Genomic DNA, 22,975 nt, shown 5'->3' with positions numbered 1-22,975 from the left:
AAATATCAAGTCTTAAGAGTGAACACGTATTGAAATTCATTACGACGTTTTCCTTGAGCATCGCTTCACGAGTTGAAGCAAATCGAACTTTTAATTGAAGAGTTTGATCATGGCTCAGATTGAACGCTGGCGGCAGGCCTAACACATGCAAGTCGAACGGTAGCACAGAAGAGCTTGCTCTTCGGGTGACGAGTGGCGGACGGGTGAGTAATGTCTGGGGATCTGCCCGATGGAGGGGGATAACCACTGGAAACGGTGGCTAATACCGCATAACGTCGCAAGACCAAAGTGGGGGACCTTCGGGCCTCACACCATCGGATGAACCCAGATGGGATTAGCTAGTAGGTGGGGTAACGGCTCACCTAGGCGACGATCCCTAGCTGGTCTGAGAGGATGACCAGCCACACTGGAACTGAGACACGGTCCAGACTCCTACGGGAGGCAGCAGTGGGGAATATTGCACAATGGGCGCAAGCCTGATGCAGCCATGCCGCGTGTATGAAGAAGGCCTTCGGGTTGTAAAGTACTTTCAGCGGGGAGGAAGGGGACGAGGTTAATAACCTCGTTCATTGACGTTACCCGCAGAAGAAGCACCGGCTAACTCCGTGCCAGCAGCCGCGGTAATACGGAGGGTGCAAGCGTTAATCGGAATTACTGGGCGTAAAGCGCACGCAGGCGGTCTGTTAAGTCAGATGTGAAATCCCCGGGCTTAACCTGGGAACTGCATTTGAAACTGGCAGGCTTGAGTCTTGTAGAGGGGGGTAGAATTCCAGGTGTAGCGGTGAAATGCGTAGAGATCTGGAGGAATACCGGTGGCGAAGGCGGCCCCCTGGACAAAGACTGACGCTCAGGTGCGAAAGCGTGGGGAGCAAACAGGATTAGATACCCTGGTAGTCCACGCCGTAAACGATGTCGACTTGGAGGCTGTGAGCATGACTCGTGGCTTCCGGAGCTAACGCGTTAAGTCGACCGCCTGGGGAGTACGGCCGCAAGGTTAAAACTCAAATGAATTGACGGGGGCCCGCACAAGCGGTGGAGCATGTGGTTTAATTCGATGCAACGCGAAGAACCTTACCTGCTCTTGACATCCACGGAATTCGGCAGAGATGCCTTAGTGCCTTCGGGAACCGTGAGACAGGTGCTGCATGGCTGTCGTCAGCTCGTGTTGTGAAATGTTGGGTTAAGTCCCGCAACGAGCGCAACCCTTATCCTTTGTTGCCAGCGATTCGGTCGGGAACTCAAAGGAGACTGCCGGTGATAAACCGGAGGAAGGTGGGGATGACGTCAAGTCATCATGGCCCTTACGAGCAGGGCTACACACGTGCTACAATGGCGCATACAAAGAGAAGCGACCTCGCGAGAGCAAGCGGACCTCACAAAGTGCGTCGTAGTCCGGATCGGAGTCTGCAACTCGACTCCGTGAAGTCGGAATCGCTAGTAATCGTGGATCAGAATGCCACGGTGAATACGTTCCCGGGCCTTGTACACACCGCCCGTCACACCATGGGAGTGGGTTGCAAAAGAAGTAGGTAGCTTAACCTTCGGGAGGGCGCTTACCACTTTGTGATTCATGACTGGGGTGAAGTCGTAACAAGGTAACCGTAGGGGAACCTGCGGTTGGATCACCTCCTTACCTGAAGATACCTTCCCGCGCAGTGTCCACACAGATTGTCTGATAGAAAGTAACGAGCAGAAAACCTCTACAGGCTTGTAGCTCAGGTGGTTAGAGCGCACCCCTGATAAGGGTGAGGTCGGTGGTTCAAGTCCACTCAGGCCTACCATGCTTTTCTCCTTGCGGAGCAAAGCGGCATCCTTGCCTGAGGATGCACTCGGTTGAGTGGTAGTAAAGGTCTCTGCAAGACTGTATGGGGCTATAGCTCAGCTGGGAGAGCGCCTGCCTTGCACGCAGGAGGTCAGCGGTTCGATCCCGCTTAGCTCCACCATATGGTTTTCAACAATACTTCAGAGCGCGCCGGCAACGGCGGGCTGCGAAGTATTATGCTCTTTAACAATCCGGAACAAGCTGAAAATTGAAACGACACGTCGTCGCGTCCCTCCGTAATAAGGGGCGCAGAGAGCGGCGTGTTCGCGTCACGCTTATGACCGCAGCGTCTCACGAGACGCCTGTGGGTTGTGAGGTTAAGTGACGAAGCGTACACGGTGGATGCCCAGGCAGTCAGAGGCGATGAAGGGCGTGCTAATCTGCGATAAGCGTCGGTAAGGTGATATGAACCGCAACAGCCGACGATACCCGAATGGGGAAACCCGGTGCACCCAGGTGCATCATTGCAGCATGAATACATAGTGCTGCAAGGCGAACCGGGGGAACTGAAACATCTAAGTACCCCGAGGAAAAGAAATCAACCGAGATTCCCCCAGTAGCGGCGAGCGAACGGGGAGGAGCCCGGAACATCATCAGCTTGTGCATTAGTGGAAGCGTCTGGAAAGTCGCACGGTACAGGGTGACAGTCCCGTACACAAAAATGCACCTGCTGTGAGTTCGAAGAGTAGGGCGGGACACGTGGTATCCTGTCTGAATATGGGGGGACCATCCTCCAAGGCTAAATACTCCTGACTGACCGATAGTGAACCAGTACCGTGAGGGAAAGGCGAAAAGAACCCCGGCGAGGGGAGTGAAACAGAACCTGAAACCGTGTACGTACAAGCAGTGGGAGCACCTTCGTGGTGTGACTGCGTACCTTTTGTATAATGGGTCAGCGACTTATATTCTGTAGCAAGGTTAACCGTATAGGGGAGCCGCAGGGAAACCGAGTCTTAACTGGGCGTTAAGTTGCAGGGTATAGACCCGAAACCCGGTGATCTAGCCATGGGCAGGTTGAAGGTTGGGTAACACTAACTGGAGGACCGAACCGACTAATGTTGAAAAATTAGCGGATGACCTGTGGCTGGGGGTGAAAGGCCAATCAAACCGGGAGATAGCTGGTTCTCCCCGAAAGCTATTTAGGTAGCGCCTCGTGAACTCATCTTCGGGGGTAGAGCACTGTTTCGGCTAGGGGGCCATCCCGGCTTACCAACCCGATGCAAACTGCGAATACCGAAGAATGTTATCACGGGAGACACACGGCGGGTGCTAACGTCCGTCGTGAAGAGGGAAACAACCCAGACCGCCAGCTAAGGTCCCAAAGTCATGGTTAAGTGGGAAACGATGTGGGAAGGCCCAGACAGCCAGGATGTTGGCTTAGAAGCAGCCATCATTTAAAGAAAGCGTAATAGCTCACTGGTCGAGTCGGCCTGCGCGGAAGATGTAACGGGGCTAAACCATGCACCGAAGCTGCGGCAGCGGCGCGCAAGCGTTGTTGGGTAGGGGAGCGTTCTGTAAGCCGTCGAAGGTGGACTGTGAGGTCTGCTGGAGGTATCAGAAGTGCGAATGCTGACATAAGTAACGATAAAGCGGGTGAAAAGCCCGCTCGCCGGAAGACCAAGGGTTCCTGTTCAACGTTAATCGGAGCAGGGTGAGTCGACCCCTAAGGCGAGGCCGAAAGGCGTAGTCGATGGGAAACAGGTTAATATTCCTGTACTCGGTGTTGCTGCGAAGGGGGGACGGAGAAGGTTAGGTTGGCCGGGCGACGGTTGTCCCGGTTTAAGCGTGTAGGTGTGTGTTCCAGGCAAATCCGGTTCACTTTAACACTGAGGCGTGACGACGAGGCACTACGGTGCTGAAGCAACTGATACCCTGCTTCCAGGAAAAGCCTCTAAGCATCAGGCAGCATCAAATCGTACCCCAAACCGACACAGGTGGTCAGGTAGAGAATACCAAGGCGCTTGAGAGAACTCGGGTGAAGGAACTAGGCAAAATGGTGCCGTAACTTCGGGAGAAGGCACGCTGGCGCGTAGGTGGAGGGACTTGCTCCCCGAGCCGAAGCCAGTCGAAGATACCAGCTGGCTGCAACTGTTTATTAAAAACACAGCACTGTGCAAACACGAAAGTGGACGTATACGGTGTGACGCCTGCCCGGTGCCGGAAGGTTAATTGATGGGGTTATCGCAAGAGAAGCTCCTGATCGAAGCCCCGGTAAACGGCGGCCGTAACTATAACGGTCCTAAGGTAGCGAAATTCCTTGTCGGGTAAGTTCCGACCTGCACGAATGGCGTAATGATGGCCAGGCTGTCTCCACCCGAGACTCAGTGAAATTGAACTCGCTGTGAAGATGCAGTGTACCCGCGGCAAGACGGAAAGACCCCGTGAACCTTTACTACAGCTTGACACTGAACATTGAGCCTTGATGTGTAGGATAGGTGGGAGGCTTTGAAGCGCGGACGCCAGTCCGCGTGGAGCCAACCTTGAAATACCACCCTTTAACGTTTGATGTTCTAACGTGGCCCCGTGATCCGGGGTGCGGACAGTGTCTGGTGGGTAGTTTGACTGGGGCGGTCTCCTCCCAAAGCGTAACGGAGGAGCACGAAGGTCAGCTAATCACGGTCGGACATCGTGAGGTTAGTGCAATGGCATAAGCTGGCTTGACTGCGAGAGTGACGGCTCGAGCAGGTGCGAAAGCAGGTCATAGTGATCCGGTGGTTCTGAATGGAAGGGCCATCGCTCAACGGATAAAAGGTACTCCGGGGATAACAGGCTGATACCGCCCAAGAGTTCATATCGACGGCGGTGTTTGGCACCTCGATGTCGGCTCATCACATCCTGGGGCTGAAGTAGGTCCCAAGGGTACGGCTGTTCGCCGTTTAAAGTGGTACGCGAGCTGGGTTTAGAACGTCGTGAGACAGTTCGGTCCCTATCTGCCGTGGGCGCTGGAGAACTGAGGGGGGCTGCTCCTAGTACGAGAGGACCGGAGTGGACGCATCACTGGTGTTCGGGTTGTCATGCCAATGGCACTGCCCGGTAGCTAAATGCGGAAAAGATAAGCGCTGAAAGCATCTAAGCGCGAAACTTGCCCCGAGATGAGTTCTCCCTGAGACTATAAGTCTCCTGAAGGGACGTTGAAGACTACGACGTTGATAGGCCGGGTGTGTAAGCGCAGCGATGCGTTGAGCTAACCGGTACTAATGACCCGTGAGGCTTAACCTTACAACGCCACAGGCGTTTTGCAGTGACGCGGTTTCAATTTTCAGCACGTACCGGATTATCGGGCCCGCCCTTTTGGGGGGGTCCGGAACAGAATTTGCCTGGCGGCACTAGCGCGGTGGTCCCACCTGACCCCATGCCGAACTCAGAAGTGAAACGCCGTAGCGCCGATGGTAGTGTGGGGTCTCCCCATGCGAGAGTAGGGAACTGCCAGGCATCAAACCRGAAGGGCCCCGCGCGAAAGCGCGGGGCCCTTTCCCATGGAAAAAATAAGGCATCCCCCAAATTATTGAGGCGGTGGGAGGCATACTTCGTGCCAGGGCAGCCTGTGGTGCTGCTGGCATGAGCCTCTCCGTGCCACTGCGCCGCAAATGCCAGCAGCAGCAATCCCTTCGCGAGGCCCTGATTTAATTAAAGATGCTCTCTTCTTCCATCACCGTCTGCCATCCGTTTCTGGTTGCCTGCATTGCATGTTAAACACCCGAATTATGTATCCGCTCCCTTCACTGGCAACCTTGTTTCTGATTTGATTTTCATTATCCGGCTGTAACATATAGGGTCCGGTTACTGTTCAGGGCGCCCAGTCTCAGCAAAATAGCTGCCACGCAATATGCACGTTGATAGATGCTTACATTGATTTCGAGCGTATTTCATCAGCTAAACCATGAATTAAAAACGCTTTTTCGCCAGCATTGCCAGGATTAATTGCAGAACACACATCAACGCCATCATTATCGGCCGTTAAGATCAAAATTATCATCATGCCACCATGCCACCATGCCACCATGCCAACATGCCAACATGCCACCATGCACGTCAAACCTCTTACGCTTGAGCATCGACAAACCTGATAACAGCCGAAATCTCCCACACCAACCTAAATTCAACCCAGTCAAAATCCTGCTGACATCACAAAACTGCATTTTCCACCATTCAAAGTTATCTCCTTGCTGGTACTCCTGCTTTACTGAACCCTTTGAGATGACCTTTTAGCAAGGAACAAGGTGAACATGGCAGATAATATTAAGAATGGAAGCAATGCGCTGACATCGGCATCGGATTCAAAAAAGAGAATCTGGGCGATTGTCGGTGCTTCCTCAGGCAATCTGGTTGAGTGGTTTGATTTCTACGTCTATTCATTCTTTTCACTCTACTTTGCCCATATTTTCTTCCCGCAGGGAGACAGCACCACTCAACTTTTACAAACCGCTGGCGTATTTGCCGTAGGTTTTCTGATGCGTCCGATTGGTGGCTGGATGTTCGGCTACATTGCGGATAAGCATGGCCGCAAGAAATCCATGCTGATCTCCGTCTGCATGATGTGTTTCGGCTCACTGGTCATTGCCTGCTTGCCTGGGTTTGATAGCATCGGCATTGCCGCGCCGATTATCTTATTACTGGCGCGTATGTTTCAGGGATTATCAGTGGGAGGCGAATATGGCACCAGTGCAACCTATATGAGCGAAGTGGCACTGGAAGGGCGTAAAGGTTTCTATGCTTCTTTTCAGTACGTGACCCTAATCGGTGGTCAGCTGCTGGCGGTACTTACCGTGGTTGTTTTACAACAGTTGATGACCGATGCGGAGTTGAAGAGCTGGGGATGGCGTATTCCGTTTGCGCTGGGTGCTGTGCTTGCGGTAGTTGCCCTGTGGCTGCGCCGTTCATTAAACGAAACCAGCGACAAAAATACCCGTGAGCATCGGGATGCCGGCAGCCTGATGGGATTACTGAAGAACCACAGGCGTGCTTTTTTAATGGTGCTGGGTTTTACCGCTGGCGGCTCGCTGAGTTTTTATACTTTCACCACCTACATGCAAAAGTATCTGGTTAACACGTCGGGCATGGATGCGAAGACAGCCAGTGCATTGATGACCGGCGCACTGTTTGTATTTATGTTAATTCAACCGGTAATTGGTGCTTTGTCAGATAAGATTGGCCGCCGTAGTTCAATGATGATTTTTGGCGCGGGTGCCGCTATCTGTACCGTGCCGATTCTGACCGCGCTACAGAACGTCGAGAGCGAATGGGCCGCCATTTCTCTGGTCATGCTCGCGCTGTTGATCACCAGTTTCTATACCTCGATCAGCGGTATCCTCAAAGCGGAGATGTTCCCCCCAGAAGTCAGAGCATTAGGCGTAGGATTATCTTATGCGATTGCGAATGCCATATTTGGTGGGTCAGCTGAGTTTGTTGCTCTAACGCTGAAGCACCAGGGCATTGAAACCAGCTTCTTTTGGTATGTTTCAGCGATGGGCGCGCTGGCTTTTCTGGTCTCGCTGATGCTGCATCGGCGTGGCAAGGGTATTTCACTGTAATCAGTGATGCGCCGCATTCCATAGGCTGTAGCCGGTGGCAGCACCGGCTATATCCCAGCTTAAATCCTTCCAGCTCCAGCCTGAACCGGCTCGTCGACTGTCAAACAGCTCTTTGCCAGTGCCTAAGGTAAAGGCAAACATCAAACCAAATTGTCGACTCTGCGCCCGGCTCCAGTGCTGTGCAGCACCATATTCGCTACCGGCTATGGTCAGTAAAGCGGATCCCACAACGTGCTGTGCTTTATCTTTTCCGGTCCAGCTATCCTGTGCGAAATGCGTGCAGCCGCTGCACATCACTATTAGCAGCGGCAGCAACAGGCGCATGGAGTCAGAGAATCCGGCTAATCAGTTTGTCGATGCGGATACGACGCAGTCGTCGAATCAATTTGCGCACCTTCGCCGGATAGTCAGCAATACTTTCAAGCTCACGGAAGTGGTTTACTACGATGGTGTGCGTGCGGATCAGCGCCAACTCTTTATCACGCTGCTCAGTTAATTCCTGCAACGGATCGTGAATGAGAATGGCGTTTTCCAGATCCAGGCGCCAGGCGCGCGGGTTGAGATTATTACCGGTGACCATCATCCATTCGTCATCCACCCAGATGCCTTTCAGGTGATAACTGTTTTCGCCTTCTTTCCACAGACGCACGGTCAGCTGGCCGTTACTCACATAATATTGCAAGCGGCTGAGGAAACGGCGCAGGTTAATTTCGTACAGATAGGGCAGAGCACCAATGATTTTAAACGGCTGATCTTCCGGAATGTAGAAATCGTTAGCAGTTTTATCCCCTACGATAATTTCCACCTCTTTGCCGGCACGCAACAGGCCGATAATATTCCTGACCAGAATAGCGGGCATATTGAAGTAGGGCGTGCACAGCGTCAGCTTTTTCTCGGCGCAGGGCATCAGATGATAGATGGTTTTATTCAACAAGCTGCGTTTGCCGAGCCCTACCAACGGTGTTACCGCCAGCTCTTCATTGCCGGCGTTAGGCGTGAACTGATAATCAAAGCCACGCAGATCCTGACGGAACTGACGCGTCTCGTTTTTGATTTCCGGGCTGCTTGGCCGCTCCGATTTATCCAGCCGGTTAACCGCTTCTGCCGCCTGCAAATTGGTTTTTACCCAATTAAAAAAGGTCTCAGCCAACGCGCCGTTCTGAATCCACTGATAACGATCGTAACGGTATTTATCGTGTTGATGAAGATACACATCGTTCAGGCTGGCACCGCTGTACAGCACCGCGTCGTCGATTACAAAGCCTTTCAGGTGCAGCACGCCCAGCGCTTCGCGGGTATTTACCGGAATGCCATAAACCGGAATGGCGATCTGCGGATTGTCGGTTGCCAGCTGGCAATACCAGTCAGCATTGGTCGCCGCCGCCGCTGCACCAATTCTGCCGCGCTGCGCACGATGCCAGTCCACGCAGATAGAAACATCCATCTCCGGGCGCGCCCGTTTTGCGTCGTAAAGCGCATTCAGAATGGCCCGACCGCCATCGTCGTTCTCCAGATAAAGCGCAACGATGCAGATGCGTCGCGTCGCGCCAGCTATTTTTTCCAGCAGCGTCTGGCGAAATTCAGCGGGTGAAAACAGCGTACGAATGTCAGCAGCAGATTGTGACAGTTTTGGCAGCTGTGCAAGGTGTTGTTGGTGTTTATTGCGCTTAAATTTAGACAACATCACAGTGCGCTTCTTCTCTATGCAATGAATGGCGATTTGCCATTAAATCATGACCCTAACGATGAATATTATCATTAACCCGCCCGGATAGCGTCTTTTTTACCTTTATCTACAAGGTTAATCGACCTGTTTATTCAGCGGTAAGTTAAGGCTAACAATGCCATCCTCCAGCTGAATATCCACATTGAAATTCAGCTTGCTCGCTAGTGTGATCATGCCGCGATTACCAGGCATGGTAATGCCGTTTAGCTGTTGCAGGCCATGTTCCCGGGTATAACCGATCATTTTTTCCAGCAGGCGTCGCCCCAGTCCTAATCCTTTCAGGTCAGAACGCACCAGAACCGAAAACTCAGCGTCAATATTATCCGCATCAGAGATCGCCCGCGTGACGCCAACGATCTCAGTACGATCGTTAATTTCTCGCACGGCGACGATCGCCATTTCTCGATCGTAGTCGATCTGCGTCATATTGGCTAAATCATCATGGGTAAACTCATTGATCTCACTGAAATAACGATAGTAGAGATCTTCTTTTGTGACCTGCGCAATAAACTCACGCAGCAGCGGCTCATCTTCCGGCAGAATGGGGCGAAACAGACAGTGCTGGCCATTTTTTAACGTCACCTGCTCTTCAAGCCGGTGCGGATAAGGACGAATGGCCAGTCGTGCCTCGTTGTCGCCGTCGAAAGGCGCCAGCGATAAGGTAACATCCAGCAGGCTGAAATCGCTGCCTGCCGCCAGCAGGGGATGAATATCAAGACGCTGTATTTCAGGGCAGTCAACGATCAGGTTGGAAACCTGCACCAGCAGCTGGCTCAGCCCGGTAATGTCGAGCTGCTGCGCATTGCTGCGACCACGTATCTTACCGCCTTTGATCGCCTGAATAATAAAGTAGCGAGCCAGCGCCATATTCAGCGGTGGCAGGGCGACGGCGGCCTGCTTATCGGGCTGCCAGTCAACGCCGCCTTCCCCCAGCAGGATCACCGGCCCAAACAGCGGATCCTGCTCCACCACCACACGCAATTCCTGTGCGCCAAGGCGACTGGCCATGCTCTGAACTAGCAGGCCATCAATGCGCGCCTGCGGCAGCGTTTGCTTAACGCGATCGATAATGGCATTTGCCGCCTGCTGTACCTCGCTGGCGGAGCGCAGCGACAGCATGACGCCCTGCACATCAGATTTGTGCGCGATATCCGGCGATCGCAGCTTAAGCGCCACCGGATAGCCAACCTGATTAGCGATGGTCACGGCTTCGACGCTGTCGGCGGCAATCCATGTCGGCAGCGTAGTCAAACCGTAGGCCTGCAGAATCGCGCGTACTTCATGCGTATCCAGCGTGGTAATACCCTGTGCCAGCGCCTGTTGAATAAGCTGATGCGCAACTGCACTCGCCTGTGGCAGGTTGACCGGCAGGGCAGGCGTTTCACGCAGCTGCTTCTGGTTACGGCGGTACTCAACCATATGCATAAACGCCGTAACCGTGCCCTCCGGCGTGCGATAGGTTGGCAGGCCCGCATCGTTAAATGCGCGGCGCGCCTCAAGCGAAGAAAATTCCCCACACCAGTTAGTGAGCAGGGTAACCTGCTTGCCGCGTGGATGCTGTTGAATCAGGGCAATCAGACGCTGCGCGGTTTGTGTTGCCGGGGCGACCGCGCTGGGTGAATGAATGATCATCAGCGCATCAAGGTCGTGGCTGTTGAGCAGGATCTCAATGCAGTCCAGATAGCGATCAACGGTGGCATCATCTTTTAAATCCAGTGGATTGCCCGCGGTTATCTCATCCGGCAGCAGCGCATTCAGCGCGTCAACCGTGTCGTCATTCAACTGCGCCAGCTTACCACCACGCGCATCCAGCGCATCCAGCGCCAGCGCGGCAGGCGCAGCGCCGTTACTGACAATCATTAGCCGTTCACCACGCAGCGGGCGCATATGGCTCAGAGTTTCCACCGCAGAGAACAGCTCATGCGTATCGGTCACTCGCAGCAAACCGGCACGCTGGATGGCGGCATCCCATGCGGCATCAAGTCCGGCATGGCTTTTCAGCAGCGCCTGCGCCTGGGCGCTGCGGCCACTTTTAATCACCAGAATCGGTTTGTTACGCGAGGCGCTACGCGCGGCGGAGACAAAGCGGCGGGCATCGCTGAGGTGTTCCAGATAGAGCAGGATCGCGCTGGTTTTGCCGTCACGGGCGAGGAAGTCGAGCAGGTCGTCGATATCAATATCCAGGCTGTCGCCCAGTGCAATAAACCACGAGAAGCCGAGCTGACGCTGCTGCGCCCAGTCGAGAATCGTATTAGAGACAGCGGCTGACTGCGACACAAAAGCCAGCTTGCCTTTTTGAATCGGCACCGGTGAAAAGCTGGCGTTCAGTCCCTGCCACGGGGCCAGCAATCCCAGGCTGTTTGGGCCTAGCAGGCGAATTTGCCACTGGCTGGCGCAGGCTAACAGCGCTTCACGCTGGCTTTCCGGCGCAGACAAAATAATGCACGCCTTGCAGCCTTTTTTCCCCAGCGCCTCAAGCAGCAGCAGGTTTCTTTTGGCATGGGTGCAAATAATGGCGAGATCGGGGGAAAGTGGCAGGCTGGCGACATCGGGCCAGGCCATCACGCCGCACACGGCTTTATACTGCGGCGTCACCGGCAGAACCGCGCCGCTGAAGCCGCCGGAAAGCAAATTGCGCATCATTAAATAGCCGGCGCGCTGTGGTTTAGTCGAGGCACCAATCACGGCAATCGACTTAGGCCTGAGTAACGCTTCCAATCCTCGCTGGCTCATAACAGCCTCCTGGCCGGTTCAACACTGAGAGAAGATAAAAGTCAGACTGACTTTAAATCACCTCTGTCACGATGCAACCGGCAGTGACGGTTTATTTGTCCGCGATCGCCTGTTGATGCAAAGGATGGTGCGGTTTGCCTGCCAGATAGTGCTGACGAAACAGCGTGAAGTGCGCACTCAGCGCCTGCGCGGCCGCCAGATCGCCCGCCTGTGCCAGTAGCTCAGCCGCCACTTCAGCAGTGCAGTGCTGTCCTTCACCATGTGCTTCGCGCAGCTGATAATTGGAGGGCGTCGTAAACGACAGCGACATGACCGGCAACGCATCCAGCCACGGGCTTTTGCGGAACATCTTGCGCGCTTCTGTCCAGGTGCCATCCAGCATAATGAACAGCAGCGGCTTGCCTTCGCGTGGTGGCGAGCGCAGCACGGGTCGCCCTGGATCGGCATAGGATTCAGGAAACACCACTACCGGCTGATAGTCGGCGTTTTGCACGGCGGCCAGCAGCGCGCTATCGGGCTCGGTGCGCGACCAGCCAAAAGCCTGAGTATCGGGTAGAATATCGGCAATCAGTCGGCCTGTATTGCTCGGCTTCATCGGCTCGGTATCAAACATTACCAGGCAGAAGCGGCTGCGCGCCGGTTGCGGCACGATGCTGGCACACAGGCAGAGTTTTTTAGGCAGCAGACAACCCTGACAACGGATCACGCGGTTGCCGCGGGCAAGGAAAGGGCGGGTGGCGCGCGCCAGGCGCTGGGCGCGTAATTGCAGAACGGCGTTAATAGTCATACACCCTGAAGCGGTAAAAACGCCATTCTAGCGGAAGCGCAGCATAAAACGTAGGGTGGCCAGCATGGCTGTTGGCCGCCTGTTCATTATACGACTTCGTCGATCCATTCATTAAACGGCGCTTTTGGCATTGCGCCGCTCAGCATGTCGACCATTTCGCCTTTTTTGAACATCATAATGGTAGGAATACTGCGAATACGGAAACGCGCGCTCAGCTCTGGTTCCGCTTCGGTGTTGATTTTCACAAATCGCACCTGTTCCCGGCGCTCGTTCGCCACATCGGCGAAGATGGGTGCAAAGTTGACGCATGGGCCGCACCAGGGTGCCCAGAAGTCGATCAGCACCGGCATATCATCAGCAAGGTATTTGTCCAGCGTACCTGCGGTGGCGTTGACTACCTCGCCGGTAAACAGCTCATTGCCACAACGGCCGCATTTCGCGCCGTCAGCAATACGCTCTTCAGGGACGCGATTCGTTGCCTGACAGGATGCACAAACCGTGTTCATAGAGACCTCAAATCGTTAAAGTTGATATAAATAGCCTGCTGTTATTATGCGTTGTGGGTTTTTCTTGCTCAATGTGGATCGCTCAATAGGTATAATAGTTAATAGCTTTTGGCGGGAGTTAATGGCTAACCGGCACGACATCAGGTAATCTGCGCGCTTCGCGCTCAGCCACGGTGGAGGAAAAATGAACGACGAATTTAAAGGCAAAAGCGGCAAAGTCAAAGTGATGTATGTTCGCGGCGATGAAGAGAATAAACCACGCGGACAGAATCCCCGTACCGGCAAAGGTGGCCGTTCGGATGCAGCTGGCCAGGAGAGAGACCGTCGTCCTTCCCGTCCGGCGGATGCGCGTGGTCGCGATCGCGGCGAAGAACGCGGTATCTCGCGCGATCAGGGTCGTGAAGGGTCGCCATGGCGCACCGTCAGCCGGCCTCCGGTTGATGATGAAGCCAGCCAACCGGCGCACAGCGGTATCAGCGGCAAAAGCTTTATCGATCCGGTTCAGCTGCGTCGTCAGCGCCAGGAAGAGAGCCGTGTCTATGGCGAAAATGCCTGTCACGCACTGTTCCAGAGCCGTCCGGAAAGCATCGTACGCGCCTGGTTTGTGCAGAGCGTAACGCCGCGTTTTCGGGAAACCCTGCGCTGGCTGGCCGCCAACCGCAAAGCTTATCATGTGGTTGATGATGAAGAGCTGGCCAAAGCGGCGGGCACTGAGCATCACGGTGGCGTGTGCTTTCTGATCAAAAAGCGCACCGGCATGCCGGTAAAAACCTGGCTGGCCCAGGCGGAAGCGCGCGATTGCGTGCTGGCGCTGGAAGATATCGGTAACCCACATAACCTCGGCGGCATCATGCGCAGCTGTGCGCACTTCGGCGCGCGTGGCGTGCTGGTGAACGATGCGTCTCTGCTGGAGTCGGGCGCCGCGGTGCGTACTGCTGAAGGCGGCGCCGAGCACGTCACCGCGATCAGCGATGAGAGCTTCGAAGCGGGTTTGGAAGCGTTTCGTCGTGCAGGCTACACCATTGTGACGACATCCAGTCACAAAGGTACGCCGCTGGCAGAAGCGACGCTGCCCGCGAAAATGGTGCTGGTGTTGGGGCAGGAGCGTGATGGCCTGTCAGAAAGCGCCTGGCAGCAGGGCGATCTCAGCGTCTCCATTGGCGGCACGGGCAAAGTAGAAAGCCTGAACGTCTCGGTCGCAACCGGCGTGTTGTTGGCTGAATGGTGGCGTCAGAATCGCTAAGCGGTATCAGCGACAGACGTAAAAAAGGGCCTGGAAACAGGCCCTTTTTTTATGGCAAATCGTCAGTGCGCGCCGCCGCCGCCGCCAGAACCAAACGGCGGACGGGCGAACCAGATCATCACCAACAACAACAGGAAGACCCCTGCAGACGCCCAGAAGATCTCATTGGCTGAGATGATCAGCCCCTGATTGGTGATCTGCTGGGCAATCCACGCCGAAGCCTGCTGCTGCGTCATGCCAAGCTGCATCAGCTGATCGTAGGTCTGCTGCGCGTTGACGTTATAAGGCGTAATCGACTCGCTCAATTGGCTGTGATGCAACGATTCACGGTTGGTCCACATGGTGGTGGTGATCGAAGTGCCAATCGACCCGGCCAGCGTACGCACAAAGTTAGACAGGCTCGATGCGGCAGCCATGCGCTCCGGCGGCAGGCCCGACAGCGTAATCGTGGTCAGCGGCATAAAGAAGCAGGCCACGGCAAAGCCCTGAATAAACTGCGGCAGCGCCGATGCGGCAAAATCCATCCCCGGCTCAAACGTATAGGCACGCCAGTAAAAGCAGACGGCATACATGATAAAGCTGAAGGTCACCAGCTTGCGCATATCCAGGCGATGGGCAAAGCGGCCAATAATCGGTGACAGAATCACCGGAATAATGCCCACCGGCGCCGATGCCAGTCCCGCCCAGGTTGCGGTATAGCCATAAACTTCCTGCAATAACTGCGGCAGCAGCACGATCGAGCCGAAGTAGAGCATGTAAGCCAGGCTGATCGACAGGCAGCCAATAGTGAAGTTGCGGGACTTGAACAAGGTTAAATCGACGATCGGATGATCATCAGTTAACTCCCATATCAGTAGCGCCACCAGCGCAAGCACCGCAACCACCGTCAGCACGATGATTTCCGTGGAGTTAAACCAGTCCAGCTCCTTGCCGCGATCGAGCATCACCTGCAGACAGCCGATCCCAGCCACCAGCAGCACCAGACCCACCATATCGATGCGTCTGATCTCCGTTTTTGTCTCGCGCCCGCGCAGCGTTTGCAACGCCAGCACCACCACCAGCACGCCAATCGGCACGTTGATGAAGAAGATCCAGCCCCAGTGATAGTTATCGCTGATCCAGCCGCCAAGAATCGGGCCGCAGATCGGCGCCACAATCACCGTCATCGCCCACAGCGACAGCGCAACGCTGCGTTTCGCTGGCGGATAGTTATTCAGCAGCAGGCTTTGCGACAGCGGAATCAGCGGTCCGGCCACCACGCCCTGAATAATACGAAAGAAGATCAGCGTGGTCAGGCTTTCGGACATGCCGCACAGCCAGGAGGCCACCGCAAACGCGATGGTTGACCACAGGAACAGTTTGACCTCGCCAACGCGCTTTGCCAGCCAGCCGGTTAGCGGAATGGAGATGGCGTTTGCCACCCCAAACGAGGTAATAACCCAGGTTCCCTGGGAGTTGGATGCCCCCAGGTTACCGGCGATGGTGGGAATCGCTACGTTAGCAATGGTTGAGTCGAGTACCTGCATAAACGTCGCTAACGACAGCGCGATGGTCATCAGGACAAGCTGGGTACCCTCAAGCGGTTTTTGTGCCACGATACACTCCCGCCAGGTTAGCCTGCGTTGGCATGGATAATCTCAGCAATCAGCCGATCGGCCGGTGCCAGATCGATAGCCAGCGCGTTACTTTCATAAGCGGGATTGTTACGCACGCTGGTGGCTAACACGCCGCCATCCTGCTGCGTGGTATCAACCTTAACCAGCGTCGACAGACCAATGCGCAGCGGATGTTGCGCCAGCTGCTGCGCATCCAGTTCGATACGCACCGGTAAACGCTGGACCACTTTGATCCAGTTGCCGGTGGCGTTCTGCGCAGGCAGCAGTGAGAAGGCGCTGCCGGTGCCCATATCCAGACCCACAACTTTGCCTTGATAGACCACGTCATCGCCATAGATGTCGCTGACTACGGTGGCTGGCTGGCCAATGCGTACGCCTGCCAGCTGAGTCTCTTTGAAGTTAGCGTCCACCCACAGATTTTTCGCGGGAACCACCGCCAGCAGCGGCGTCGTGGTGCTGATTTGCGAGCCAACCTGCACGCTACGACGGGAAACATAGCCGTCCATCGGGCTACGGATCTGCGTACGTTGCAGCGCCAGCCAGGCATCACGCAGCGCGGCAGCGTTCTGTTTCACCGCCGGTTGCTCGGCCAGCGAGGTATTCAGAATCATCGCCTGATTCGCATTGTACTGCTGCTCGGCAACATCAAGCTGTGCTTTAGCGGTGGCAACGGCATCACGCGAATGCTGCAACTCTTCCCGGCCAATCAGGTTCGACGCGCCCAACGGCACGCGACGCTGGAGATCAGCCTGCGCCTGAGCCAACGCGGTTTTTTGCAGTTCGATGGTTGCCTGATACTGCTTGCTGTTGATCATCATCTGGTGCGTTTGTCGCACGCTGGTAGCGAGGGCCGTCTGTGCTTTTTCAAACGCCTGCTGCGCATCGGTTTGATCCAGCGTCACCAGTACGTCGCCTTTCTTCACATAGTCGGTATCTTCAAACCAGACTTTATTGACGCTGCCCGATACCTGAGCCATTACCTGCACCTGATTGCCGGCAACGTAGGCGTCATCGGTTTCCTGAAAATGACGCAGCACTAAAAACCAGTAAACCAGCCAGGCAATACCCACAACCAATACGATCGCAGCCAGTAAAAGCAGCGCAACTTTGCGCTTTTTCTTTTTATTAGCAGGCTGTTTCGGATTGGATACATCCGCCGAAGCACTCATGAGGTTCTCCACGTTTTCCACTGTTATCGGGTTGCCACCATCCGTGCTGACAGGATCCCGCGCTCAAAAATGCCAGCGTGTTGAGCGCTGGCATGGATAAAGGGGAGATAAGATAGCGATTTAGACGCGTGATTGTGTCGCAGTTGTTGCTATTATCGATTCCAGGCGGCGGTAGGTTTGTTTTCGTCCATTTGATCAAGACGATTCAACAGCTTACGCGTCAGGCCTTCCAGCTGATTCTGCTCCTGCTTATCCAGCGAAGACCAGAGAAACTGCAGGCTCTGATGCTGCGGTGGCAGCACCTGGCGCAGGAACTCATTGCCTTTTTCCGTCAGATGCAGATGCAGACAACGACGATCGTGCTCGCTTTCGCGACGCTCGATCCAGCCACGCTTCTCCAGCTCATCAGCAATGCGCGTGGCATTGGTGCGCGATGAGCCGAGAGCCGAGCTGAGTTCAGAAGGCTGGATGCTCTGATCTTCCTGTGCATCAAGGGTAATCAGCGCCATAAACAGCGTTTCATTGATGCCCTGTTCTTTCAGCATCTTGTTGCGGTTATCCAGCAGCTTCCCCTGCATGTGCATGCACAAGCGCGTCAACATGATCTCCTGCAGTGGGAAATCCTTATGGCGATTAGCACGGACATTTAACATCTGTTCAATGGGCGTAAAAGAACTGTCCATTTAAAAAAACCTCACTAGTTGCAACTGGTATAATAACGAAGGTAACTGATTGGCCGTCTCAATCCATACTGCTGTGATTGTCGGAAAATCACTACATCACCATCCGTAGTATCCGGATCGATCCCTGATCCGGAGTCAAAAAGCAGCGAAAGCGCTGCGCGAGTGGGCTAACGTATCAAGGCATCTGTCCGTACAGGCAGAAACCTTTGCAGCCACTAATTAATCACCTGTGAAAAAATCACCTGGCTGAATATTGTATTAATCCACCATACCAGACTGAGCATAGCCTTTACACCCTGCCGGGCCTGATAGATCAGAAAATTCTTTATGATTCGCCGGACTTCTCAGCCCGCCAACCGCGCAGCCAGACCAGCAGATTTAACAGCGTCATAACCGCGCCAGCGCCACAAACACCTGGCCATCCCGCCAGATGAAAGGCGCTGGCGGAGATCAGCGAGCCGAGTGCGCCGCCGATAAAATAGCTGGTCATATAGCCAGCAGTTAGCCGGTTGCGTGCATCAGGCTTATGGCGATAGATCACGCTCTGGTTGGTGATGTGCACACCCTGAACGGCTAAATCCAGCAGCAGGATGCCCACGATCAGTGCCAGCAGCGAATGGGCACCGAGCGCGGTGGCGCCCCACGAGGCAAGCATAATCAGCAGCCCAATGCTGGTGGTCAGGCGCGCCTTGCCTTTGTCGGCCAGCGTGCCCGCCTGACGCGCAGCCAGCGCACCCGCTGCGCCAACCAGCCCGAGCAGACCGATCTGGCCTTCGGAGTAGTGCCAGGGCGCAGCAGAGAGCAGAAAAGCCATCGAGGTCCAGAGCACGCTGAAATTCGCGAAGGCGAGACAGCCAATCATGGCGCGCGTGCGGATCACCCGGTTCTGTTTATAGAGGCTGAAAATCGAAATCAGCAGCTGCGGATAGTTAAGCGAGACGCTGGGTTGGTAACGCGGTAATCCGCGCCACAGGGCCAGCGCCATCAAGACCATCAGCCCGCTGGCGGTCCAGTAAACGCTGCGCCAGCCGCCAAACTCCGCCAGCGCACCGGCAACGGTGCGCGCCAGTAAAATACCTAACAGCAGCCCGCTCATTACTGTGCCAACGATTTTTCCCCGCTGCTCGGGTGCTGCCAGGGTAGCCGCCAGCGGCACCAGAATTTGTGCCACCACCGAGAACAACCCGGTCAGCACCGTACCAAGCAACATGAAAGAGAGCGAAGGGGAGAGTGCAGTAATCACCAGGCCGCCCGCCGCTAACAGCGTCATGATCACAATCAGGCTGCGGCGCTCCAGCATATCGCCAAGCGGCACCAGCAGCAGTAATCCGGCGGCGTAGCCGAGCTGGGCGGTAGTGACAATAAAGCCGGCCTGATTGATTGAGAGCTGAAAAGTGGTTGCAATGGTTGCCAGCAGTGGCTGTACATAATAGTTACAGGCCACCGCCAGACCGGTAGCCACAGACATCAGGATAACCAGTGCCGGGCGGAGGGGCGGATGTGTGGTGTGCATCAGGAAAATAACGGCTGCATATTCATATGCAGATAATAATAACTCAAAAAACTATTTCGATGTTGGTTTAATTAACAGGCCAAACCAGATGGCGCAGGCGAAAAAAAAGGGCGACTTATGTCGCCCTGCTGCAGATTACTTGCTGGCGGCCTGGGCATCCGCGACCCACTTATCGAACTGCGCCTGATGCGCCTTGATCCAGCCATCAACATGGCGATTAACGTCCGCCTCAGATGATTCGCCCTGATGCATGCGGGCATTCTGCGCGTTGATATCGGCAATCGGCAGTTTCATTTCGGCAAACAGTCGGGCCGCGGCCGGGTTTTTCTCCGCCCAGGCTTTATTAGCGACGATATGCATACTGTTTACCGGGAAGCCATAATTGGCTCCGTTGGCTAATTTCGTCTCCACGCCTTTCTGCGCGCCCGGCAGTGAGGAGAACGGCACCTGCAACCACACCACATCTTTGCCCGGCACCAGCACATCGCTGAGCCAGTAAGGCGTCCAGGTATAATAAAGAATCGGCTTGCCCTGTTTGTAGCGCGCCAGCGTATCAGCCACCATCGCCGAATAGTTGCCCATGTTTGCCTGCACGGTTTCACTCAGGCCAAAAGCGCTGTTCTGATGATTGATTACCGCTTCGCAACCCCAGCCCGGCGTACAACCGGTCATGTCAGCTTTGCCGTCGCCATTGCTGTCAAACAGCTTAGCCAGCTTCGGATCTTTAAGCTGAGCGATATTAGTGATGTGGTATTTCTCAGCGGTTTTCTTGTCGATCAGATAACCCTGCGCGGCACCGGTGACGTAATTACCCTCGCGATAAAACTTTTTATCACCACCCGCGGCGGCATACATATCATCATGCAGCGGCTGCCAGTTCACGGCGGTAAAAGTGGCATCGCCAGAGGCAATTGAGGTGTAAGCGACGTTGTAATCGACCTCGTCCGGTTTCTCAACCTGATAGCCCAGTTTCTCCAGCGCGCGGCTGACCAGCAGCGTCTGAAACGCCTCTTCAGCGATGCTGCTCTGTAACGGTTTCACGTCAACGCCTTTGCCTGGCAGATCGGCGGCAAAGCTCTGGCTGGTGGCCAGCGTGGATAACATCGCCGCCAGTAAAAGATTCTTGCGCATAATCATTCCTTGTAGATGAGGGGAGAGCGAAACAGGCGGCGAACCGCCTGATAACGTTATTTTTTTATGAAAGGACGTGTCAGCAGACCCAACGGGCCGCTGGCATACCAGTGGCGGCTGCCACGGCTGCGGCTATCGCGGCCAAAAGATTGCGTCAGGCGATCAAGAATAATGGCAAGGATCACGATGCCGACGCCGCCGATGCTGGCGAGGCCCATATCGAGCCGACCAATACCGCGCAGCACCATCTGGCCGAGCCCGCCCACGGCGATCATCGACGCGATAACCACCATCGACAGCGCCAGCATCAGCGTCTGGTTAACGCCGGCCATAATCGTCGGCATCGCCAGCGGCAGCTGCACTTTGAGCAGCAGCTGTCGCGGGCTGGCACCAAAGGATTCGCTCGCTTCGATGAGATCGGCGGGCACCTGCTTAATGCCGAGAATGGTCAGGCGCACAATCGGCGGCAGGGCAAAGATGATGGTCACCACGACGCCCGGCACGTTACCGATGCCAAACAGCATGACGATGGGCACCAGATAAACAAATGCCGGCGTGGTTTGCATGGCATCAAGCAGCGGTCTGACAATGCGCGCCGCACCGTCGCTGCGCGCCAGCCAGATGCCGAGCGGCAGGCCAATCAGCATGCAGAACAGCAGGGCGGTGAGCACCAGAGCCAGCGTCACCATCGCCTGTGACCAGGCGCCGATCGCGCCGATCAGGATCAGCGATATCAGCGTTGCCACGCCCATCCCGGCGCTGGAGATTTGCCACGCAATCAGGGCGAAAATCAGGATCGCCACCGGTGCCGGCATGCCCATCAACAGGTGTTGAAAGCCGCTAAGGATATAATCCACCGGCACGCGAATGCCCTGAAACAGTGGACGAAAGTGCAGCACGACCCAGTCGATGCCGTGCGTCACCCAGCTGTCGAGCGGAATCAGCGTGTTATGAAAGGGATCGAGCAGGGAAAAATGGTTTTCCTGCGGCACGGGTGCGCTGTTGAGCCAGTCGCTGCCGCTGGCGGCAGCATCGTGACCGGGGGGGGCGCCATCAGGCGTGCCCCATGCGTCAGCCGCCGGTGCATCGGGTGCGGCGGCGGCTTGCGGTGCGGTTTGCCACGGATTGGCGGTCTCTTTACTCATGGCTGGCTCCTTCACGATCTAATGCCTGTAACAGCGTGCCTTTGGATATCAAGCCGACATACTGCTGCTCATCACCGACCACCGGCACGGCGCAGGGCGCCTGCGCCACATGGGACAATAAATCGCTTAACGAGGTGTCAGCGGCAACCGCGGTGGGAGATGCGAGCAGGGCGCCATCCAGATTTTCCCCGGCGGCCAGCGCTGCCTTGAGCGAATCGATCGAGACCACGCCGAGAAATTTCTGCTTCTCCAGCACGTAGCCAAATTCACGATCTTCATCCTGCAACAGCTTGATCGCGGAGCGCGGGCCAAAGCCCGGCGATTTACGGATCAGCGCGCCAGCGCTGCGGCGTGCGATATCTTTGGCGCTGAAGACATGACTGATATCGACACCGCGGAAAAAGGTGCGCACATAGTCGTTCGCGGGATTGTTAAGGATTTCATCGGGCGTGCCGACCTGCACCACTTCGCCGCCTTGCATGATGGCGATGCGATCGCCGATGCGCATTGCCTCATCGAGATCGTGCGAGATAAAGACGATGGTGCGCTGGTGCCGGGCCTGCAGCTTAACCAGTTCATCCTGCATCTCGGTGCGGATCAGTGGATCGAGCGCGGAGAAGGCTTCGTCCATCAGCAGAATATCGGGATTGATCGCCAGCGCCCGTGCCAGGCCGACGCGCTGGCGCATGCCGCCAGACAGCTCATCGGGCCAGGCATGCGCATAATTTTCAAGGCCCACCTGACGCAGTGCATCCAGCGCTTTTTCACGCCGCTCCTGCACCGCCACGCCCGCCAGCTCCATGCCAAAGGCGGCATTATCGAGCACGGTCATATGCGGCATTAAGGCGAAAGATTGAAACACCATGCTGATCTTATTTCGCCGTACCTGACGCAATTCACTGTCCGATATTTTGGCGATATCAACACCATCAATAATCACCTGGCCACGCGTCGGTTCGATCAGACGATTGAGAAGGCGAACCATAGTGGATTTACCGGAGCCGGATAATCCCATGATCACAAATATCTCGCCTTCTTCAATGGCCAGACTGGCATTTTTCACGCCAAGCGACAGACCGGTTTTTTCCAGAAGCGCATCTTTGGAAATACCTTTTTCGATATATTTAAATGCGCGCTGCGGATGTTCACCAAAGACTTTATATAAATTCTTTACTTCGAGTTTAATTGCCATTCAAGGTTAACGTTCCTGGTGAAAGAGTTAATTTATAATCGGCTTCCCGCAATGTGCTGTTCTATTTTCGGCCTATACCCTATCACAACAAGACCCGCTGACAACCCTGATGCGGCGGCTTTCCATCGCGGGTAGCATGACAAAAAGACGCTGAGGGCAGGGATAGCCTGGCTCTGCG

Annotated in this window: 15 protein-coding genes, 2 tRNA genes and 3 rRNA genes; 7 read left to right on the top strand and 13 right to left on the bottom strand. The window is 55.3% G+C overall.

Annotated features, from left to right (window positions below; all coding sequences use genetic code 11):
• Positions 1–91 precede the first annotated feature (91 nt).
• The 5 genes from EM595_RS13650 (at position 92) to rrf (ending at position 5,254) form a co-directional block, all read left to right on the top strand.
• Positions 92–1,633, top strand: a 16S ribosomal RNA gene (locus tag EM595_RS13650).
• Positions 1,634–1,704: 71 nt separating this feature from the next.
• A tRNA-Ile gene (locus tag EM595_RS13645) sits at positions 1,705–1,781 on the top strand.
• 86 nt (positions 1,782–1,867) lie between these two features.
• Positions 1,868–1,943 (top strand) — tRNA-Ala (locus EM595_RS13640).
• A 194-nt stretch (positions 1,944–2,137) separates the two neighbouring features.
• Positions 2,138–5,041: ribosomal RNA gene (locus tag EM595_RS13635) — 23S ribosomal RNA — on the top strand.
• A gap of 97 nt (positions 5,042–5,138) precedes the next feature.
• A 5S ribosomal RNA gene (gene rrf, locus EM595_RS13630) occupies positions 5,139–5,254 on the top strand.
• The 16S, 23S and 5S rRNA genes sit together here with 2 tRNA genes alongside, the layout of an rRNA operon.
• A gap of 412 nt (positions 5,255–5,666) precedes the next feature.
• On the opposite strand, the gene EM595_RS13625 is transcribed toward rrf, so the two are convergent.
• Positions 5,667–5,849: a hypothetical protein gene (locus tag EM595_RS13625; protein WP_067433104.1), complete on the bottom strand. Its 183-nt coding sequence runs from the start codon at positions 5,847–5,849 to the stop codon at positions 5,667–5,669.
• A gap of 199 nt (positions 5,850–6,048) precedes the next feature.
• Between EM595_RS13625 and EM595_RS13620 the strand changes: the two genes are divergently transcribed.
• Positions 6,049–7,353 carry an MFS family transporter gene (locus EM595_RS13620; RefSeq protein ID WP_067433101.1) on the top strand — a complete coding sequence of 435 codons (1,305 nt, stop codon included), beginning with the start codon at positions 6,049–6,051 and terminating at the stop codon, positions 7,351–7,353.
• On the opposite strand, the gene EM595_RS13615 is transcribed toward EM595_RS13620, so the two are convergent.
• The 5 genes from EM595_RS13615 to trxC form a co-directional block, all read right to left on the bottom strand.
• Positions 7,354–7,677: a YfiM family lipoprotein gene (locus EM595_RS13615; RefSeq protein ID WP_067433098.1), complete on the bottom strand. Its 324-nt coding sequence runs from the start codon at positions 7,675–7,677 to the stop codon at positions 7,354–7,356. It abuts the gene before it with no gap.
• 4 nt (positions 7,678–7,681) lie between these two features.
• Positions 7,682–9,037, bottom strand: a complete 1,356-nt coding sequence (gene pssA / locus EM595_RS13610; protein ID WP_067433095.1) for a CDP-diacylglycerol--serine O-phosphatidyltransferase — start codon at positions 9,035–9,037, stop codon at positions 7,682–7,684.
• A gap of 117 nt (positions 9,038–9,154) precedes the next feature.
• Entirely contained in the window at positions 9,155–11,812 is a 2,658-nt protein-coding gene (locus EM595_RS13605; protein WP_067433092.1) for a bifunctional acetate--CoA ligase family protein/GNAT family N-acetyltransferase, read from the bottom strand.
• 91 nt (positions 11,813–11,903) lie between these two features.
• Positions 11,904–12,599 carry a tRNA-uridine aminocarboxypropyltransferase gene (locus EM595_RS13600; RefSeq protein ID WP_067433089.1) on the bottom strand — a complete coding sequence of 232 codons (696 nt, stop codon included), beginning with the start codon at positions 12,597–12,599 and terminating at the stop codon, positions 11,904–11,906.
• Between the two features lie 86 nt (positions 12,600–12,685).
• Positions 12,686–13,105 (bottom strand): thioredoxin TrxC, encoded by a 420-nt coding sequence (gene trxC, locus EM595_RS13595; RefSeq protein ID WP_067433086.1) that lies wholly within the window; start codon positions 13,103–13,105, stop codon positions 12,686–12,688.
• Positions 13,106–13,289: 184 nt separating this feature from the next.
• Here trxC and EM595_RS13590 point away from each other — a divergent pair, with 184 nt between their 5' ends.
• Complete coding sequence (locus EM595_RS13590; protein WP_067433083.1) at positions 13,290–14,348, top strand: tRNA/rRNA methyltransferase; 1,059 nt, start codon at positions 13,290–13,292, stop codon at positions 14,346–14,348.
• A gap of 62 nt (positions 14,349–14,410) precedes the next feature.
• Here EM595_RS13590 and emrB read toward each other — a convergent pair whose 3' ends face one another.
• From emrB to proV, 7 genes are all read right to left on the bottom strand, one after another.
• On the bottom strand, positions 14,411–15,946 hold the full coding sequence (emrB, locus tag EM595_RS13585) for a multidrug efflux MFS transporter permease subunit EmrB (RefSeq protein ID WP_157883925.1): 1,536 nt from the start codon (positions 15,944–15,946) through the stop codon (positions 14,411–14,413).
• Positions 15,947–15,960: 14 nt separating this feature from the next.
• Positions 15,961–17,133 (bottom strand): multidrug efflux MFS transporter periplasmic adaptor subunit EmrA, encoded by a 1,173-nt coding sequence (emrA, locus tag EM595_RS13580; RefSeq protein WP_067433077.1) that lies wholly within the window; start codon positions 17,131–17,133, stop codon positions 15,961–15,963.
• Positions 17,134–17,285: 152 nt separating this feature from the next.
• A complete protein-coding gene (gene mprA, locus EM595_RS13575; RefSeq protein ID WP_067433074.1) occupies positions 17,286–17,816 on the bottom strand; it encodes a transcriptional repressor MprA in 531 nt (176 codons plus the stop codon).
• A 325-nt stretch (positions 17,817–18,141) separates the two neighbouring features.
• Positions 18,142–19,329: an MFS transporter gene (locus EM595_RS13570; RefSeq protein WP_067433071.1), complete on the bottom strand. Its 1,188-nt coding sequence runs from the start codon at positions 19,327–19,329 to the stop codon at positions 18,142–18,144.
• A gap of 135 nt (positions 19,330–19,464) precedes the next feature.
• Positions 19,465–20,460, bottom strand: coding sequence for a glycine betaine/L-proline ABC transporter substrate-binding protein ProX (proX, locus tag EM595_RS13565; RefSeq protein WP_067433069.1), 996 nt, complete (start codon positions 20,458–20,460; stop codon positions 19,465–19,467).
• A gap of 56 nt (positions 20,461–20,516) precedes the next feature.
• A complete protein-coding gene (proW, locus tag EM595_RS13560; protein WP_067433066.1) occupies positions 20,517–21,605 on the bottom strand; it encodes a glycine betaine/L-proline ABC transporter permease ProW in 1,089 nt (362 codons plus the stop codon).
• The gene (gene proV, locus EM595_RS13555; RefSeq protein ID WP_067433064.1) at positions 21,598–22,797 is read right to left on the bottom strand and encodes a glycine betaine/L-proline ABC transporter ATP-binding protein ProV; all 1,200 of its coding nucleotides are present in this window, start codon (positions 22,795–22,797) and stop codon (positions 21,598–21,600) included. Before proV ends, proW begins: the two co-directional genes overlap by 8 nt.
• Positions 22,798–22,975 lie beyond the last annotated feature (178 nt).

The organism is Duffyella gerundensis (genome assembly GCF_001517405.1).
GTDB classification, from domain to species: Bacteria; Pseudomonadota; Gammaproteobacteria; order Enterobacterales; family Enterobacteriaceae; genus Duffyella; species Duffyella gerundensis.
The sequence above is the reverse complement of the archived record's forward strand: the minus strand, read 5'-3'. Positions and strand labels throughout refer to the sequence as shown.